This is a genomic window from Streptomyces sp. NPDC006140, assembly GCF_040628815.1.
Taxonomy (GTDB): Bacteria; Actinomycetota; Actinomycetes; order Streptomycetales; family Streptomycetaceae; genus Streptomyces.
This window is the reverse complement of the sequence record NZ_JBEXTS010000001.1, coordinates 585,885-604,471: the sequence shown is the minus strand read 5'-3', so window position 1 is coordinate 604,471 and position 18,587 is coordinate 585,885. Positions and strand designations below refer to the sequence as shown.

At 68.5% G+C, this 18,587-nt stretch carries 11 protein-coding genes and 2 pseudogenes; 2 read left to right on the top strand and 11 right to left on the bottom strand.

Annotated elements, in window-relative coordinates:
* Window positions 1-217: 217 nt before the first annotated feature.
* The 10 genes and pseudogenes from ABZ386_RS02865 to ABZ386_RS02820 all read right to left on the bottom strand — a co-directional run bounded on the left by ABZ386_RS02865 (window position 218) and on the right by ABZ386_RS02820 (window position 12,594).
* On the bottom strand, window positions 218-1,486 hold the full coding sequence (locus tag ABZ386_RS02865; RefSeq protein WP_358963314.1) for a hypothetical protein: 1,269 nt from the start codon (window positions 1,484-1,486) through the stop codon (window positions 218-220).
* 372 nt (window positions 1,487-1,858) lie between these two features.
* Complete coding sequence (locus ABZ386_RS02860; RefSeq protein ID WP_358963311.1) at window positions 1,859-2,797, bottom strand: RIO1 family regulatory kinase/ATPase; 939 nt, start codon at window positions 2,795-2,797, stop codon at window positions 1,859-1,861.
* A 177-nt stretch (window positions 2,798-2,974) separates the two neighbouring features.
* A pseudogene (locus ABZ386_RS02855) lies at window positions 2,975-3,203 on the bottom strand (transposase); the annotation flags it as partial.
* A gap of 34 nt (window positions 3,204-3,237) precedes the next feature.
* On the bottom strand, window positions 3,238-8,538 hold the full coding sequence (locus tag ABZ386_RS02850; protein ID WP_358963308.1) for a hypothetical protein: 5,301 nt from the start codon (window positions 8,536-8,538) through the stop codon (window positions 3,238-3,240).
* Between the two features lie 509 nt (window positions 8,539-9,047).
* A complete protein-coding gene (locus tag ABZ386_RS02845) occupies window positions 9,048-9,419 on the bottom strand; it encodes a hypothetical protein (RefSeq protein WP_358963306.1) in 372 nt (123 codons plus the stop codon).
* A 91-nt stretch (window positions 9,420-9,510) separates the two neighbouring features.
* Window positions 9,511-11,121 (bottom strand): annotated as a pseudogene (locus ABZ386_RS02840) (relaxase/mobilization nuclease domain-containing protein); the annotation flags it as partial.
* Window positions 11,122-11,123: 2 nt separating this feature from the next.
* Window positions 11,124-11,288, bottom strand: a complete 165-nt coding sequence (gene mobC / locus ABZ386_RS02835; RefSeq protein WP_358963304.1) for a plasmid mobilization relaxosome protein MobC — start codon at window positions 11,286-11,288, stop codon at window positions 11,124-11,126.
* 51 nt (window positions 11,289-11,339) lie between these two features.
* Complete coding sequence (locus tag ABZ386_RS02830) at window positions 11,340-11,474, bottom strand: hypothetical protein (RefSeq protein ID WP_358963301.1); 135 nt, start codon at window positions 11,472-11,474, stop codon at window positions 11,340-11,342.
* 258 nt (window positions 11,475-11,732) lie between these two features.
* Window positions 11,733-11,864: a hypothetical protein gene (locus ABZ386_RS02825; protein ID WP_358963298.1), complete on the bottom strand. Its 132-nt coding sequence runs from the start codon at window positions 11,862-11,864 to the stop codon at window positions 11,733-11,735.
* Between the two features lie 223 nt (window positions 11,865-12,087).
* Complete coding sequence (locus ABZ386_RS02820) at window positions 12,088-12,594, bottom strand: hypothetical protein (protein WP_358963296.1); 507 nt, start codon at window positions 12,592-12,594, stop codon at window positions 12,088-12,090.
* A 217-nt stretch (window positions 12,595-12,811) separates the two neighbouring features.
* Here ABZ386_RS02820 and ABZ386_RS02815 point away from each other — a divergent pair, with 217 nt between their 5' ends.
* Window positions 12,812-15,628: a hypothetical protein gene (locus tag ABZ386_RS02815; RefSeq protein WP_358963293.1), complete on the top strand. Its 2,817-nt coding sequence runs from the start codon at window positions 12,812-12,814 to the stop codon at window positions 15,626-15,628.
* Between the two features lie 19 nt (window positions 15,629-15,647).
* Here ABZ386_RS02815 and ABZ386_RS02810 read toward each other — a convergent pair whose 3' ends face one another.
* The gene (locus tag ABZ386_RS02810; RefSeq protein WP_358963291.1) at window positions 15,648-16,547 is read right to left on the bottom strand and encodes a DUF4231 domain-containing protein; all 900 of its coding nucleotides are present in this window, start codon (window positions 16,545-16,547) and stop codon (window positions 15,648-15,650) included.
* A 664-nt stretch (window positions 16,548-17,211) separates the two neighbouring features.
* Here ABZ386_RS02810 and ABZ386_RS02805 point away from each other — a divergent pair.
* On the top strand, window positions 17,212-18,510 hold the full coding sequence (locus ABZ386_RS02805) for a glycosyltransferase family 4 protein (protein ID WP_358963289.1): 1,299 nt from the start codon (window positions 17,212-17,214) through the stop codon (window positions 18,508-18,510).
* Window positions 18,511-18,587 lie beyond the last annotated feature (77 nt).

The following is an 18,587-nucleotide window of genomic DNA, read 5'->3' as shown; positions in this document are numbered from 1 at the left end:
GACAGGGGCAGCCCTGGTGGCGTTGGGACATCGCAGTACGGTCTCGGACCGCCGAGTGCCTTCTTGTCCTGAGTGGGCCAGCACTACCTGTAGTACGTACGGAAGTTCCAAGGCCGCGTCACGAACCGCGTTAGGCGGGCCGCTGAGTTCCGTAGCCGCGGAACAGGCCCGTGCTTCCGCCCCTGGCAGCAGACCGAAGCCGCCTAGTCCAGTGAAGTCACTTGTCGGGTCCGGCAAGCTCTTCGGTCAGGGTTCGGAGCACCTCAAGGCTCGGTGCCACCTGATGGAGGATTTGGGAGCTTCTGCCGCTGGCTTCCGCGAGCTGTCCCTGGCGTTCGTCCAACTTCTTCACCGCACGGGACTGGGCCACGGCGTCGCCGAGGAGCAATGCGCCAGCACCAACGGCGATAGAAGTCGCGGGGAGCGAGATCGAGGTTCCACGAAGTCGACCGAGGGCCACGGACTTTCCTGCCAGCGCTTTCGCGGTGGCAGAAGCAGTTGCCGCGATTACTGTGTCTACCACCGAAGACGGCAAGCTCACGTTCTTCGACGCGGGCCGGAACTGGGCACGGATGCTCTCGTCAAGCTGGCCGAGCCGGCCATGGACGTCTTCGATCTCAGCACGGAGCTCGGCGGTGGACTGAGTGATGCGCTCGGCCAGGGTCCTGGCGACGTCGGGCTTCTTCTTGTGATACTCGAAGGCGATCTCGGCGAGTCCGAACTGGACCGTAGCCGCGTAGCACTTCACCATCAGGTCGAGGTACAGGATCGCCTCTTCCACCGCCTCCTTACTCAGGCTCTTCTCCGCCTTACGTGGGGATTTCTGCTCGGCGTTCTCCAACCTCGTGACCGCATCCTGAAGATGGCGCAGGCACTTGTGCCTCGCATCACCCAGGTTGCTCCTCGTGACCGAGAAATCGCTCGCCTCGACGCCACGCTCGCCGTGAGCACGCAGCCGCGCGACCAGATCCTCCACCTGCTCGACGGCATTCTCGACAGCACTGGCCTGGTCGGTCCGCAAGTGCTCGTGGATCTCGTCCAGCCCCTGCCGGATGGCCTTGATATCCCGGGCCATCTCGGCCGTCTGAGTTTGAGCCGCGATGGCACCCAAGATGGCCGCCCCACCTGACATGGCGGCGACACCCGTGGCGGGACGGATACGCATCAGACGCGTCACTCGGCCTCCGTCGTTACGGATAGCGCTCTGGATCCAGCCCCCTCCCTCGGTGATCACCTTGCCGACCCTCATCACCTCGCGAGAGGTCTGGTCGAGTTCGACCAGACAGGCGGTCAGACGCTGAGACTCAATGAAGGACCGGACCGCAGGGTCCAGTGTCCGCACGAGAGCCGCCCATTCGCCGGAGGTGAGGTCGGCGACCCAGCGCCCCCAACGTGAACGCTTCGTCTCAGAGGGGATACCGATCACGACGGCTCGGTCCTCCGCCACACAGACGACGATCTCTTCGGACTCATCGCTCAGCGACACTTCGTGCAGCCCCCCTCGACCGGACTCGACACCCGGCCGATTGTAGGGCTGGGCCCCGACATATTTCGGGCAAACGAATCAGCATCACCACCTCACGCACCGCCACACCCCTGTGGCTGCTGCTCTCTCCCCGCCCGAATTCCCGAAACCTCTTGAGCTTTCGGAGGGGCACCCGCTGACCTGCGCAAACATCGGCCGAGTGGGTTCGCCTATCCCCCGACGGGCGGCCACCGGAGGGGCACGACATGGTGACCCCTGCAACGCACCATGGGCGAGCGAGAAGGGCATCCGTTGGGGGGGGACGCCCTCTCCGCTGCCGCAGTCTGACCAAGCCGGTGAACCTAATCGGTCAAAAGCGCTAGCCCGCCCGGTTCAGAAGGCGTGCGCCATCAGCTCCGCGAACAGCGCGTGCTCGTCGGCATCGAGGCCCCGCGAGCGGAACCAGCCGCAGATGTTGACGCAGTCGCGCTGGAGGAAGGCCATCCCGTTGAGGTTGCCGACCAGGTCGACGATCTGTGGCAGGTCGATGATGACCAGCCGCTCGCCCGCCGCCAGTATGTTGTACGCCGAGAGGTCGCCGTGGACGAGGCGGTTCTGCACCATCGTCGCGAGCGCATCGGTGAGTTGCTCGAAGTAGGCCGCCAGCAGTTCGGGTGAGGGTCGGGTCTGGGCGAGCCGGGGCGCGGTCGCGACGGCGCCGTCCTCGTCGACGACGGTGATCCACTCCATCAGGATCTCGGTGCCGTCGATCTGGACCGGGTAGGGAACCGGCAGCCCGAGGTTCCAGAGCCGCACCAGTGCACCCCACTCGGAGACCGCCCACTCGCCGGACGCGACCTGTCGGCCGAAGGTGCTCTTCCGCTTGATGGCCCGCTCGTCACGTGAGCGCTTCAGCGAACGGCCCTCGGTGTAGGACGCGGCGCGGTGGAAGGTCCGGTGCTCGGGAGAGCGGTACCGCTTGGCCGCCATGACCACGCCGGCGGCGGGGTCATGCGGGTCGGCGCGCTCGACGAGATGGACGTCGGCCTCTTTGCCGGTCTTGAGGACGCCGAGCTCGGTGTCGATCGCGCCCTGCGAGGTCACCACCCAGTCCGGTAGCGGCTCGGGGCCTCGGCACAGGGGTTCGACGCTGAGCCAGGTCGACCAGCGCTGGCCGTCCTCGAGGTCGTCGTAGGAACGGAAGTCGAAAACGAACCGGTCGTCGATGTCGCCCAGGTCGTCCGGCGGCGGGACGTGGCGACAGGGGCCGGTGATGAAGTCGTCAGGAAATGCCGGGTGCTGAGGGTGCTGCGAGTGATCGTCGTGAGACATCGCTGGAGGTGCTCCATGAGGCGAGAGGGAGTCGGTCTGCGTGCAGGCCGAAGACAGTCGTGGTCACGGTCGTGCCTCCTCTCGTGGAGCACCGGGCAGCTCCCGGAGTCTCGCCCATGGTGAGGGCGGACACGGGGAGCGGCAACCGAATAAAGTGGGCCCGGGTCGAGGGGCCCAGCGGTGCCCGCGCGGTTGGGCGCGGGAGGAGTAGGCCTTGTCGCCCCGCCACGGCGGTGGGCCGGGTGCGGGGATGGCCGACCGGCAGACGGACCCGCACGTTGTTCAGTACCGGGATGAACTGAGGGCTGTCGGCGGCCTGCCCGGCGGTCAGGACGATCGCCATCGGCCGACAGCGCCGGTCGGCGGCCAGGTGAATCTTGGAGGTCACCCCGCCGCGAGACCGGCCGCTCCCCGGCACTCGGGGCATCGTGCGCTTCAGCTCACGGCCGTCGGCTGTTCCGCAGCGGCGAGCACTGATAGCGCAGCCCCTTGCCCACGATCCGGAACCGCTCGCGACCGGCCACCGAGAACGGGTTGGGTAGCTCGAACACCTGACGGTGCTCCGGGTCCAGGGCGGCGGTGATCAGCAGAATCCGGTACCGACCGCCACGCGCGTGGGTGCGCGCGGCATCCACCTCGGACGGCCCGAGCTCGAACTCCACGCGCTCGCCGACGGGTTCGCTCAGCGCCTTCACCTCGTACAGCCGTGTGGTGTCACGCCAGGCGACTTCGAAGTCGTACCCCAGGCTGTCCGATGCCTCCCGGTCGCCGTTGATGACCGCGGCGTACCCCGACCGCCAGCGCACCTCGGGGTAACGGCGCTGGAGCCAGGCCCGTGCCGCGACCTCCCCGACCAGACCGATGGCCGACCGCTGGTCCTCACTCACATGGTGCAGACGGGCCACGACCACCCGCGACGTGCCGGAACTCCCGCCCCGCCTGAGCTGGGGCACCGGCGCGACCGTGTCCAGGCGTACCCTGCCGGACTGGGCGAGGAAGGCCTCGTCGACGGTCCTGGAGGCCAGGTCCGCGATGGCGGAGAAGTGGTCGCGTCCCACGGCGACCTCCTTCTCGCCGATCATGATCGTGGCCGGGCCCGCCCCGCGTGATCCGGCGGTGCCCTGCGCCGGTCCGGTCCGGGGCGCCAGGTCGGCGGGGGTCAGGCCGAGGAGCCCCGCGTCGGCGGTGAGTGGCATGCCGGTCGGCCAGCCCACACCGCGCCGCACCACGTCGAGCAGTTGTCCCTCGGTCAGCTCGATGAGGTCGCTTAGCCCGGAGCCGTCAAGGAAGGTCCGCGCCTCCAGCAGGGGCGCGCCCTGCCAGCCGGTCGGTACAGGTGCTCCGTGCCGGTGGCACCAGGCGGACACGAGCCGGGCCAGCGCCGGAACCAGGGGGTCCAGTGCGGCGGTGTTGAGTTCGCGGAGCCGGTCGACGGGCGGGAGATCGGTGGTTCGGCCGAGATCGTCGTCGGCGCCGTGCGAGCGCAGCCAGGCCTGTGCCCTGGCCCGCATCTCGTCCTCGGGCGGGGTGACGAACCGGGGCAGCCAGTCGGGGTCCGGCAGCAGGTCGTGGAGCCGACGGGCCCCGGCGTACGCGGAGAGGTCCGCGCCGTCGCGGGCCGCCGCCACGTACCGTTCCCGCAGCCGGTCCACCAGGGTGCCGGCGTGGCCGCGTACGAAGTCGCCGAAGGCCTGCTCGTGGAGATCGGGGTGGGAGTAGGGGGCGTAGCCGGGGCCGAGCGTGCTGAGCGCCTCGTTGAACCGCTGGAATTCCAGGCCCAGTTCGTCGCGGAGTTCGGCCGGTGTGGTGCAGGAGCGGGCGAGGGCGACGAGTTCGGCGGCGGGCATGGGAAGCGAGACGGTGTACCGGTCGATGATCTGGACGAGTTCGTCCTCGCCTGCCGCGCGGTCGAGCGCCCGCGCGCTCTCCTCGTCCCATGCGGGGCCGAGGAGACAGCACAGGGCCGGGCGCAGCAGTCGTACCGTGTCGTGCACGTCTCCCGTGAGATTGCGTCTGATCTCGGCGACCTTGGCCTCGGTCGTGTCCAGTGCCATCGCCAGGGTGCGGTCGTCGATCCTTTCCGGATCATGGGTGTCGAGCTGCCGTTCCAGCTTGACCAGGACCAGCTCCAGCGCGTCCTGCAGCCCCGGCCTGCCCAGCAGTTGGGCGAGCGCGGACGTGCACGCCTGCAGTTCGTCCCAGCCCTCCTCGCTGCGCCAGACGACGACAGTGGGATATTCGGCGTCCTGCAGCGGCAGAGCGCGGGTGGTGGGCGGTGGTTCGGTGAGCACGCCCGAGATGACGACCTCCACCTCGTCGGCCCGGACGACACGCACGGTGCGCAGCCGCTCCACCAGGGCCCGCACACCGCGCTCGCTGCGGCGTAGGAACGCCCCGGACTTCAGTTCCACGGCCAGGGCCACCACCGTGACAAGCCATTCCCTGTCGGCGATGAGCGTGTCGGCGTGTCCGGTGGGGGTGATCGGTTCGCCGTCGCGGTGGCGGACCTGCACAACGGTCGCCGACGTGCGCAGGGTGCGGATGCCGTGCGCGTCGGCCATCTCCACGATGGCGTCCCCGCTCTCCGGTCCGGCGACCAGGACGGGATGGCCCGCCAGTTCGACGAGTGCCTCCTTCAGCGGCGCCTGCTCGTCGCAGACGTGCACGGGCACGTCCTCGGCCGTCGGTACGAAGGTGCCGAGGGCGTTGCTGCGACTGACCACGAGCCGTACCTCCTCGCCGGTGAGCCACGGCCAGCGGGTGTTCTGCGCGAGGTGCGACCACGCCCGCCCGTAGTGCTTCTTGAAGGAGACGCTGAGGTGCGTCGGCACGTCTCCCCGGTGGAGGATCTCGCCGAGGTGCTTGACGGCTGCTCCGGCGTGCCGAGGGTCCTCCCAGCTCCGCAGCCCGCACCGGTGGAGCCTCTCGGCCGCGGCCTTGTCGGTGAGAAGCCGCCGGGTCTGCAGCGGCAACGCCGGGACGAAGCCGGGCAGTTCCCCGTCAGTGCTGAACCACGCCTCGCCGGGCGTGACGAAGACCGGGCCGTCCGACTCGGCGTCCTCCACCGGAAGCCAGGGCGTACGCCGCAGGAAGGACGCGAACGGTGTGGGCCACGAGTGCTCGTCCCTCTTGTGCGGGTGCTCGGGCCGGTAAACGGTGACGTCGAACACCTCGTCGCCCCAGGTGCGGAATCCCAGGATGAGCAGTTCGGCGAACTCCCGCCGTGCGGTGGGGCCGAGGCCCGCCACCTCGGTCGCTCCCGGGAGATGGGCCAGTGGCCGCTGGAACGCGTAGGGCGTCCACGGGTGGGCGAACTTGTTCCACCGGGACCGTATGTCCGCCGTCCACACAGGCCCCAGGTCGTCGCCGAGGCCGAACCGCAGGGCCAGGCCACGGGGTGCCAGATCGTTCCCCTGCTGGGCTCCCAGGCGGTCCCCGACAACGGACAGCCGTAGTCCGTCGACCACGCCGACGGCCGTGAGGAATTCGAGGTACACCTCCCGGTCCCGCACCGGAGCGGGCCAGTCGTCGGGGCCGCTGATCCAGTGCCGCCGCTGGTCCGCCAGCTCGGGGATCCGGGAACCGCCCGCTTTGAGGAACCTCTCCAGCCGTTGCGCGCCTTCGGTGCCCCAGCCCGGTGAGATCGAGCAGCGTGCCGCCCTCGCCCAGCCGCCGTCGGCGAGCGGGACCCGGAAGGCAATCCGCGACAGCCGGTCGCGCTGCCCTGGCGTGAGCGCCGGGAACTGCCGCAGGGCGAAGGTGAGGGCGTCGCGGCTGAGGGCCTCCGAGGGCCGTGCCCCGAGCAGGTCGTGCAGCGCGTCGAGGACCTGGTCCAGCTGGTAGGAGCGGACCAGCCCGCCCCGCAGCAGGAAGTCCCGTCCGAGGCTCTCCCAGGTGATGTCGGGGTGGGTGAAGGCGATACGGCGGCGCAGCGCCTTGAGGTCGCCGGGGACGCGGGTACCGGCGTCGTCGTGCTCGTCCCCGGGGTGGAAGAAGACGGTGCCTTCCTTCTGGCCCTTCTTTCCCTGCTCCGCCACACCGCCGAGCGCAGGCCGCAGGCCCCCGTCCTGGTCGAGGATGATCCGCCGGCCCTGCAGCGCGGTGTGCTGGCCGGTGAAGGCCTGAGCCAGGTCGTTGTAGAAGTCCGCCCAGCGCGGGCTCGGCAACTCGCCACCTTCTGCCCGGATCTCCTCGGCCACCGCCTCGACCCAGTCGGCGGTCCTGAGCAGCGGAGGACGCAGGGCCCGGGAGACGACCGCCTTGGCCAGCCGGTCGGCACGGGCGTGCCGGACCTGGCCCGCGGAGGCGGCCAGTAGATGGGCTCCGGCCCTGGCGAGCGCCCCGGCGGTGAGGACCCGCCAGGGGCGTCGGCCGTCCGGCCAGGCGTAGGTGTCCCTCAGGGTGCCCCAGGACTCCCCGCCCTCCAGAGGGAGAAACGGCTCGAGGGCGAGCCCCCCGTCCACCGCCTTGCCGAGGCGGGCCGGGGCGTCCCAGCACATGAGGTCGAGGACGAGGTCCCCGGCACGGGCGTGCGGGGTCTCGGTACGCAGGCGTCTCGCCGATTCCACGCAGAGAACCGCCAGTTGGTCGAGCAGCAGATCGTTGAGGGCCACCGCCTCGCTGATGTCGAGCCGGGCGAGCTTGGTGAAGAACGGCGCGTGGGCGTGGCCCGGGAACGGCGCGGAGGACGCCTCCGACATCGGGATGAAGGTGTACATCCGGCCGTTCCGCGACAGCGGCCGGTCCAGTCGGAGCGCGACACCTACCCACGCCTCGCCCTGCCAGGCCACCCATTTCGCGTCGATCCCGTGGACGTCGACGCTGCGCTCGATCGCCACGCGCAGCGCCTCGGCGTCCAGGGTCCGCCGTGCCAGCAGATACCGCCCGGCGTCACCGAGGTCGACCTCGCTGATCCAGTCCGCGGTCCGGGACGCGACCAGGTCCCAGGGGCGTTGGGCACGTGACAGCACATGTCGTGTGCCGTCCTCGACCCCGTCACGGATCTCCACGACCAGTTCCCGTACGCGGTCGAGGAAGAGCAGCAGGGGCGCCTCGTCGTCCACCACGTTCTCGGCCTGCGCCACGACGAGGCTCCAGGCGTGGTCGTTACGCAGCGGCAGTCGTACGACGGTCGCGTAGCCGTCCGTGGCGAGTTCCTTGAGCACGGGGTCCGCGGCCTCGGCGGGCACCGGCAGTGCTAGCGGGGAGACGTCCTTGATCACCCGGGCGGCGAGGGCCGGGTCGTCGACGACGGCGTGAATGTCGTCCGGTCGGGCGAAACGGAAGCAGTAGCCGTCGAACGAGTCGGCGGCGGGCGACGCCTTGGAGTAGATCTCCGGCCAGTCGGTCAGCTGCAGCACACTGCGGAAGCCGAGCCCCTTGTTGCCGATGCCCTCACCGGCTCCCTTGCTGGAGAGGGCCAGTTCGGTGATGGCCTTGAAGTTCTCCACGGTGAATCCGGTGCCTTCGTTGGCGACGTACAGGACACCACCACCGTCCTCCTGGCGGATCGCCAGCACGGCGATCCTGCCGGTGCCCCCCGCCGCCAGGGCGTCGTGTCCGTTCTGGATGAGCTCCAGGATCGTGCGGCCCTCGTACTCCTTGGCCGTGTCCTCGCTGACGGACTTCAGACTCTCGGCGAAGCGCCAGTCTCCTCCCGCCCCGTCGAAGATCTCAATCCGCCGTCGTGTCAGGGCGGTGATCGCGTCCCCGAACCCCGCTCCTGATCCGTTGCCCCTCATCGGTGTGATGGCCGTTCCCCCCTCGCTGAGCCGGCATGCCTGTGCGTGCCTGCCGGGAATCGTGCTCGTCAGTGTGTCCGGAAGGGGGCACCAGCCACGTTTTCCAGCCAATTCCCTGAAAGCTCACATGTCGATGCGAGAGGGGGTGGGGCCCCCTCGGTCACCTGCGACGTCCGGGCGCCCTCAGATGTGGTGAACGGTGGGACGACCGAAAGAAGCTCGTCGGCAGCCCGAATTGTCAGAGGCGGGTGCTAGGGGCTGTCTGCGGTTGTGATCAAACGCGGGTTAAGCGAGAGCTGGTCGTTCTCGGGAAACCTCATGAGCCTGAGTGCATGCGCCACCGGGCGGCGTCTACGGCGCTTGGTCGCAGGCCCTATTCGGGCCTGGGCTCGGTCAGATAGACGCCGGCGAGCGTGCCGTCGTAGCCCGCGGCCTGGGCCGCAGCCTCCAGGCTCGGGTAGTCCTGCCCTCCGACGTCGATCATCGCCTCGTAGTCCGCTTGGGTCAGTTCACGCTCGACCCACTGGTGCGCAGCGGCAGCGGATGCTGATCTCGTTGCGGTCGCAGATCACCATCCAGTCGCGCCGGGCGCCGCACTGCGGGCACATCACGGGGATTCCGGTGATGACGATTTCCTCGGGGTGGGTGGTGGCACGGAGACCGATGTCGCCGTCGCCGAGTTGCATCTCCTGCTGGAGCCGCAGCAGAGGGTCGTTGCCGAGGGCCGTCTCCGGCAGAACGGTTCTCTTGGGGTGGAGGCCTTCGTTGAGGATCTGCATCATCTCCTTCTCCATATCAACCAGCCCTAACAGGCGCCGGCGGTCGGTGTCGAGCCCCTTGTGCAGCTCAGCGCCTCGGTCCTCGGGAGCGAGAGGCGACATGGCGGGTCTCAACCGGCGTCTCGGGCGGGGACGAGTGGGAGCGTGATTGCACGGCCCGCGCGTTCGTACGGGCACGGGGCGGGTCCATGGTGGCGGGGAGTTTGCCGATGCGTCGCAGCCGCCAGACGAGGACGTCGGTGACGCTGTCCGCGGTGTTCAGTTTCACGCCATTCGATGGCTTGCTGGAGCAGGGCATCGGGGTCGTGTCCTGCGCGCTCGGCCTGGTCCAGGGCGGCGGCGAAGGCGTCCCAGCCGGGCTCGCGGCGTACGGAGTCGGCCTGCTCGGGCGAAGCGGTTTCGAGGGTGCCGGCGTACCGCTCCCGTACGGGTTCGGGAAGGCGACGGCCGTGCTCGCGCATGACCTGCATGGGGGCAGCGGCGGCTGATCGGTAGGCAGTGCGCAGGTGTTGAGCGGCTCGTTGAGCGGCGGCTGCTTGCTGGGCGTGTCCGCGGGCGGAGTGCCAGCGCACTGCGGCGATGGTGACGAGGACCATCGTGGACAGGAGCATCGCGGTGGTGCCGCCGTCTTCGCCTTTGCCGAGGGCGTTGCCGGCGCGGATGATGCCGCGGGCGGCGGAGCGGACGGCTCGGTTGTCGGCGTGCTCGGCGCGGATGTGGGAGCGGGTGGCGCGTTCGAAGGCGCGAGCGGCCTCGGCGAGTTCCTTGCGGGTTGAAGCCGGGGCGGTCTGGGCGAGTGCGTCGAGGAGTTCGCCGACGCCGGCCAGTTGGGCGGCGGAGTCCTCGTCGTCGATCCCGTCGAGGATCGACGCAGCCCGTTCGACGACCGGGGCTGCCTGGCGTCGGGCGCGGGCCGGGCGAGGTGCTCGTTCACCGGCATGGTCGACGAGGGGTCCGTCGTCGGGAGGTCCGGCGTCGAGGCGCTGGCGGATCCTTGGCAGGGAGAGGTCCGGGGCGCGTTTTGAGCCGGAGAACCAGACGGGTTCGCCGTCACGGTTGCGGTCGCCGGGGAGGGCGACCTTGTATCCGAGGGTGTCGCCGGACGGGGCGATGCGCCGTTCGACCCGAAGGCCGGCTTCGGCCAGGCGGTAGAAGAACTCCTCCTCGCTGGCGGCTCCGGCCAGGGCGTGGCGGACGCTCTCCCGCAGCGTCTCGCGTGGCGTCTCGGTACGACCGGATCGCTCGGCCTTGGAGCGTTCGGCGCTGGTGGGGCGCTGGGCGGCGGTGCGGTCGCCGTCGTTGAGGACCTGAAGGCCGAACTCGGCTTCGATTTGTCGGCATTCGGCCTGGGCACGGATGCCGTCCTCGTGGCGGCGGGGGCGGCGGCCGTCTTCGCGGACGAGCGTGGCGACGATGTGGATGTGGTCGTCGGCGTGGCGTACGGCGATCCACCGGCAGGCCTTGGCGCCACCTTCCTCGGCGATACCGGTGGCGTGGACAATGCGGCGGGCGACCTCGGCCCATTCGGCGTCGCTGAGGTGACGGTCGCCGGGTGCCGTGCGGACGGGGCAGTGCCACACGTGCCGGGCCGGACGGCGGTTCTTCGGAAGGACGAGCACGGGCAGGTCGAGCCGGTCGGTGAGCTGCTTGAGCGTGGCGGCCGGATCGCGTCCGGGGTCGGGGGCGAGCCCTGACATCCAGGACGCGACGAGGTGCGGGTCAGTGTGCTCGTCCCGACGGCCGGGAGCATAGAGGTAGTTGGTAGTCCGTAGGTCCGGCTGCCGGTGGAGATGTCCGGGACCACCGTCAGCGCCGCGCGACCTCGATCGCGGCGGCCTCGACCCGGTCCGCGGCACGCAGGACACGGGCGATCGCGTCGTCCGCGTAGGCCGCCTGACCGCCGGAGTTGAGGATGCGGGCCACCTGGTTGAGGTTGTTGGCGGCGCGGGCGAGCTGTGCGCTGGCGGCCATCAGTTCTTCGACTCGGCCGCGCTGGTCCAACAGCCATGGCCGGGGACCTCCTTAGGCCTGGGCGACCGCGACCGCGGCGTCGGCCAGGAACCCGGCGGTCTTCAGGCCGACGGCTTCCGCGGCGCGCTTCACCAACTCGAGTACGTCGTGGGTCAGGCGGACGCTGCGGACTTGGTCGCGGTGCACACTCTGGCGCAGGCGGGGGCGCGTACGTGGCGTGGCGGCGGGGTTCGGTTCCTCCCCTGGCTGCGATCCGCCCTCGGTCGCAGCCTCCGAGTCCGGCACCCCCTGGTGCCGGGCCTCCCCCGCCCCTCCCGGGGCGGGGGCATGCGCTTCCGAAACTCCTCTGCGGCCCGTGGCAGCGGAGGAGTTTCAGAAGCTAGCGTGCCGGGCAGTGGTCTTGCTGCAGGTCGGAGGTGGTGTCGGCAGACTCGGAGCGTGTCATCAGAGCGTCTGGGCCTTCGTACGGCGCATGTCGCGGAGGACCTCGGCGACGAAGTCGAGGGCGAGGACCGGGTGGTGCATGGTGCGGGGGGCCTCGGAGAAGTGCAGTACCTGTCCAGGTTCTGGCCGCATCGGGCATGCTAAGCCCACACACACGAGGCTCGCCTTCCGCATTCCAGCCCGGGTCGGAGTTGGCTTGATCTTGAGGGTGGCCGTTCCGCCTTGCCGCGTCTGGTACGGCCGGGCCGCCTGCACCAGTGTGCCCGACGAGGTTCTGTCTCATTGGATAGCGAGGGGCGTCCGCAGCCATGACAGCTGGGACGCCCCTCGCGCCTGATGCGGCCGCAGCCCTCGATCAACCGCCTCGCTCGTACTTCACAACGGCCTCGGCCAAGGTGCGCTTCAGCTCACCCACCCAGCCGCCTTCCGGGTGGAACGTGAACATCGGGAAGTAGTCGTCTCCGAGCGGTGTCGGCTCCATCGAGGAGACGTACTGGCCCGGCCCGGTCTCGATGTCGAGCCACACCCGCACGGCAGTGCCGTCCTCCAGGAGCAGGACCGGGGAGTCATACCAGTCGTTGGTCTCGGGGTGCACTCCCGAGGTGTTCATCAGTCGCCAGCAGCGCTGATCCGACACCACACTGAAGCGGCGTCCGCCCGGGCCTCGGTACCGGCCCACTGGCGACCGTCTGACCCGGAAGAACACCTCATCCCCGTACGGCTGCAGCCGCTCCAGCGCCTCCGCGAGCAGAGAGTCCGCTTCCTGCCTCTCCCGTGTCTTCCGCTCGGCTTCCCGACGGATCCGGTTCTCCCAGAAGTCGGCCTGCTGTCGTGCGCCGCGTATCGCATCATCAAGGCCCATGCCACCAGGCTATCGGCGTGTGCTGACATACCAACTCGGCCCAGCGGAAAGCCGTTTGAGCCAGACGGGGACGGTGATACCAGGCCTGTCGCCTGAAGTAGCCCCTGCTTTCGTACACCGTGCGCACAAACCACGCCACCTTCGTGAGACACGCTCCGTCGTTCCGTGTCATGGCGCTAGCATCCGCAGGTTCTGGCACTGGGGGAAGGGCGAACGGATGCTGCCGTTACAGGACTGGCTGGACCGCTGGGGGGCGAAAGCAGAGGACTTCCTGAGCGGGGGTGACACGGCCGAGATCTACAACCGGTGTGTGCGGGCCGCGCTTGCCGATCCGGAGACGGAGCGGCTGCTGGGAAAACGGGACGGAGTGACCTGGGATGCCGTCCTGGAGCGGATGGGGACGGTGACGTACCACCGCTACGCCACCATCCGGTGCCCATCTACCGACCTGGACGAAGCGGTGGAGAAGCTGGATGAGGTGCTTGAGAAGCACGAAACGGCGGCTGGCGAGACAGAGTGGGACTGGCGGGTCGTCTGCTCACTCATCGTGCTCGGAGCCCTTGCCGTGCTCGTTTTCGGCGGACTGCTCGCGCTTCTTGTCGCGGTTCTGACCGCAGCCGGCGTGATGTTCACGCTGTTCTGGCGCGGTTCGGCAGCCTGGTTCAACCTGAGACACTCCCTGGCGGCCGCAGGGCTGGGCATCTCCTGGCTCGTGCAGCGCTTCGAGGTCGGGGTGTGCGCCGTGCGCTGGGGCGAAGACCTGCAGGACCGGGGCACAGGCCCGGTCGTCGCCGACTTGGTCCGCCACATGCTGGGCGACGACCCCGACTCCCTGTTCATCCCGGACAACTACGACTGGGGCCTGCGTGCGCCGCGGGCACCTGGCTACGTCGTTGAGAACGGGGCACGGCGGCAGCTGGAGCGCAAGCTCTCCCACATCGAGGACGGCACCATCGCCGTCTGCGGCCCGCGGGGCGCGGGCAAGACGACGCTTCTGGAGCAGAGCGTCAAGAAGGCCGGCTTCGGTGTGATCGTCCAGGCGCCGGCCACCTACACCCCGCACGACTTCCTGCTGTCGCTTTCGGTGCAGCTGTGCGAGAAGTACATGCGCGGCAGGCGCTGTGAACCGCCGGAGTTCACGCGGCTGTCCCCGGCCCGCAGAGTGCTGCGGCGATTGAAGGTTCAGGTCAAGCGACTGGGGCGGTGGAGTTCGTTCGCGGTGCCGGCTGCCACCCTGCTGGTGCTCGGTCTGTCCGCCTCAGTGCGCACCCTGTATACGCAGTACGCCACGTCCGTCGCCGACTTCGCCCGCACGCAGGCCGACTCCATCCGCGACGACGCGACGCAGATCTGGCAGGGGCACGCAGTCGTCGCGAGCGTGACGGTCACCATCGCCGGAATCGCCTGGTGGCAGGCGCGGCACGAGGCCTGGCTGCCCCGCTTGCTGGGACGACTGTGGATGCGCGGCAGCAGGCCTCTCGGTCTCCTTCTGACCTGGTTATCCGTCGGCACAGTGCTCTTGGATGAACAGATCCGCCAGCAGGTCCAGCACTTTCAGCGCACTCAGCCGGACGAGCTGGGCAAGACCGGCCTCTACGCTGTGGTGCTGATGTTCGTGTGGTGGCTGTTGCGCCACGCCCGCGATTCGGACGTCGAGTTTCCCCTCGGCAGGTGGCAGGTCTCTCTGGAGAAGGTGTTCCGCCCAGTGGCCGCCGCTGCCGGGACGTACCTGCTGCTTTATCTGATCGACAACCCGCAGACACACGCCCTTCTGGCGGACCCCGAGAACCCGCTGCGGCTCGCGGGCATCATCGCCGGAGTCCTGCTGTCGAAAGCGGGAGGCTGGAGCCCGAGGCCGGAGGAACCGGCGCTGGTCACCCAGTGCCGCAACCACCTCTTCCGTCTTCAGACGATCCAGCAGGCCACGAACGGACTGACCGCCGGAGGCGCTGCCCAGATCCTGAGCCTGGGAACGAACCACACCACGTCCGTCTCCACCGTCCCCCCAAACTACCCGGAACTGGTAGAAGAGTTCCGCACCCTGCTCAAGGGCATCGCCACTGAGAAGGCCAGGCAGGGCAAGACCGTAGTGATCGCCATTGACGAGGTGGACCGCCTCGGCACGGACACCCAGGCACTGGCCTTCCTCAGCGAGATCAAGGCGATCCTGGGCGTGCCCGACGTCTACTACCTGATCTCGGTAGCCGAAGACGTCGGGGCCGCATTCGTCCGCCGGGGCCTGCCGCACCGGGACGTCACCGACAGCTCCCTGGACGACATCATCCACGTCCAGCCCAGCACCGTGGAAGAATCCCGCGCCATCCTCGCCAAGCGTTCCCAGTCACTCAAAGACCCCCACGTCATGCTCGCCCACGCTCTGTCCGGCGGCATCCTGCGCGACCTGCTCCGCTACGGACTGCAGATCCGCGAAATACAGGACAAGACACAGTCCCACGAGCTAACCGACATCTCCCGCCACCTCGTCCTGGAAGAACTGGCAGAAACGTTCGCCGGCTTCCGAACCCTGCTGAGCAAACAGCAGTGGACCCACAACACCAGCGACGTTCTCGCCTCATTCCGCACCCTGTGCGGCTATCTACGCGACCTATGCCCGTGCACCGAAGACGAGATGCTGCACACCCTGGAGCAGTTCGCCTTCTACTCCCACGTCACCCGGCCAAACCCAGCAACCGGAGATGAGGAGCCGGGTTCCGCAACTCGTCAGGAGCTCTCCAGCGACGCACGCCAGCTCGTCGACGAGGCCTCCGCCTACGCCTACTTCTCGCTCACTCTGCTCGACATCTTCAGCATCGAAGGACTCGAACGCCGCACCCAACTGGCAGCTGCACACGGCCCGGACGGCGATCCAGAAAGGCTGGCCGACGCCCGCCAGGAACTCGGCATCTCGCCCTACAGCGCCCGACCTCTGATCGACACCATCCGAAAAGCATGGTCGCTGCCCCTGACGCCGACCATCAGCGGCCGTATCCCAACCTCCCTCGTGAACTGTCCGCGCCACAACCGCACCGAATGACGGCCCAAGCCACGAGTGATCACAAAGTGGATGGAGGCGTGGGTGGTGCCGCCTGGTCGGCCGGCTGGTCCAGCTGCTGTTCACGGCGCCGTTGCTCGTTGCGTAGCGCCTCGATGCGCTGGGTGAACTTGGCGAGCGCCTCGTCCTCTTGCTCCGCGGTGAACTCCCGGTACTCGCCGACTCCCAGGGCGAGCGCGTTGGCCTCCTCCTCGATGGCATCTGCGGTCTGCCGCAAGAAGTAGCTGCGCTCCCGGTACTTGTAGTACCCGCTGAAGGCGGTAGCGATGGTCACGCTGAATCCGAGGCAGACCACCGAGATGGTCTGCCAGTTCCATACCTTGGAATCCAGAGCGGCAAGCGTGGTCATGGCCGTGGACCCAACCATCACCAGAGACTGAAGACCGTTGTGAACCCGCCGGTACTTCCGACTCTCACCCTGGTACTGCGCGATGACATCGGCCACGTCCTCGCGGTATAAGCCCCTGCGCTCTCGCAGAGGCGCCTGCACGAGGGCACTCATCCGACGCAGGGACTCCCTCTGCGTCTCCAAACGTTCCTGCAGTTCCGCCGCGCTGTGGGCGTACCGGTCCGGGGCGGTGACTGGTCCAAGGTCCAAGAAGTTGTGCGCCTTCACGACATGGTCGATGAACGTCACCAGCAGAGTCAGCACCGAGAAGACCAGCACAGAAATCAAGACACCTTTTCCGGCGACAAGAAGCTTGTGATGATCGGCTTGCAGTGCCGACCACGCCACGAGGGCCGGAATGGACAAGACCGCCAGTGCCAGTGCTGTCCTGTACCAGCGCGCGCGCCGCTTCTTCCAGGCAAGATCCCGTTCCGTCTCCTGGACGGCTGCCTTGAGGCCCCTGATCCGCTCCCGCACCACAGCTAAGGGAGTGTCCTGCCCGCTACTGGTCAACTCCGCTCCTGATTCCGTGTACCAGCCCGATAGGGGAGCCGAGTATCACTCAGTCGCTGGCCACCCCTCACACGATCACTCTGGCCGTGACAGAGCCCTTACAAACGCTCCGGCAAAGCAGCCACCGCTGACGGCAAGCTGCTACCGCTGCTGTACGCGCTGACCAGCGTCAGCCGACCCAGCTGTCCGCCTAACGGAGCAGCGAGAAGGCCCGGGGCAGCTCCTTCTTCCGGCCGGGCCTTCTCGCTGTTCATCAGCTGGCGCACCTTGCTGCCGCTTTGACATCAGGTAGTGGCCTGGTCTCCCCGCTCTCCGTGGAATCCGAGACCGACACATCCTCGGCTCGCACATCTGGCGCGACGAAGCGCTGCTCACGCGACCGTTGCTGACGCTCGACCGCCTCGATCGTCGGCAACCATCAACTCGCTGCTGGCAAAGGCGGTTGTTGTCAAGGGACTGTCGTCGAATTTCTGCGGACACTTTGTCCGCTCGCGGCGCTCGCGTAGTGGAATCGTCCTTTCACGCTCCGTTGCCCAGAGCTTCCGATGGACCGCATCGCCCATGCGCGACCCAGGCAACTCCCTGCGTCAGCCACCGATGCCTCCCGCCGATCCCGCACTGGAGGCGTCTGCCCATGGCATCCCCCAAACAAGGTTCACAGGGCGTGATTCACGTTCCGACCGGTGATGCGATCCCCCCTCAGCGGCAACACTGTGGAGGGGGAGTCGTCGGGCCGGTCTCCAACACGACCCAGCCGAAGATCGTCGTCGCGCTGCACGACGGCTACTACGGCTGCACATCGGGCACGGGCTTCAGCAACCAAGCACTCCTTGAAGTGCTCACGCGTGCTCTGCCCCTGGGACGCCTCCTGGTCATGCCCGTTCACATCCGACGCTCCGACCCCAGCTACGACTCGGCATGGGTGGCGGAGACGGAAAGGATCGTGCAGCGAGCCGGGGCCGAGGTTGTTCCGGTTCCGGGCGGTCGCGCGGCGACCGCCGCCCTCGCAGGCTGTGAAGCTCTGTGCGAGCGCGTAACGGAAGTCGCCCGAGAGCACCTTGCCCGTGCACCCATGGCCCATCTGGTCGGCTTGGACATCCCCTTCCTTGGTCTCGGACTGCATCGACGCGCCGACGACCCGTTCAGCCTCTTACTCGTGCCCCGGTCAACGAGCGAACTCGCCTCGCCCGAGGACCGGCGGCGTATCCACTGGGAACGCAGAGGGCTGACGGCCGCGGTGAGCGGCGGTGCGCGCGTCGCAGCCATCTCGCACCACATGCGCGGCCACCTTGAGCAGGTGTACGACATCCCACGGCACGCGGTTGTCGACCTCCCCAACGGCCTGCTCCTGAGTGACCACGAGGACCTTCCCTCTGCTCCGCTGCCGCCACGGGCCAGAGCGGGCTTCCTCCTGGCGATGGGCCGTGCAGTGGAGAGCAAGGGTTTCGAAGACCTGCTGGAAGCCCTCCACCTCCTCAAGGTGCAGGGGACACACGTGCCGCACCTTGTACTCGCGCCCACTACGCACGCGGAAGGTCTCACGGACTACCAGCGGCGGCTCCAGGCGATGGTCCGTGACTACGCGATCGACTCGACGTTTCTGTCGCGGTTCTCACCCCGGTACCGCTCGTGGCTGCGCAGCCCAGCTCTCCGTGGCGTGGTGGTGCCCTCCCGTGCCGAGCCGTTCGGGAGGATCCCTCTCGAAGCGTTCGCCTCGGGGGCGACGCCGGTGGTCGCGACGCGGGCGGGCGGACTCACAGAGACGGTCGTCGACGGGGTGACCGGATTCGCGGCAGAAGCCCGTGACCCGATGGACCTCGCCTGGGCGATCAGGCGGGCGCTTCACATAAGTGCCCGGAGCGTGAGCAGATGCGTGCTCGGAGCAGGGCGCTGCTCACGGCCCGGCACGACTACGAGGCCACGATCCGCTCCTACCTGCGCCAGTACACCCCCTGGGCGATAACGCTCAGCGCCGGTGCGAGAAGTTGAGCGTGCCAACCAACGCCGTGATCTCCCTCAACTCGCCATATCCTTTCTGGC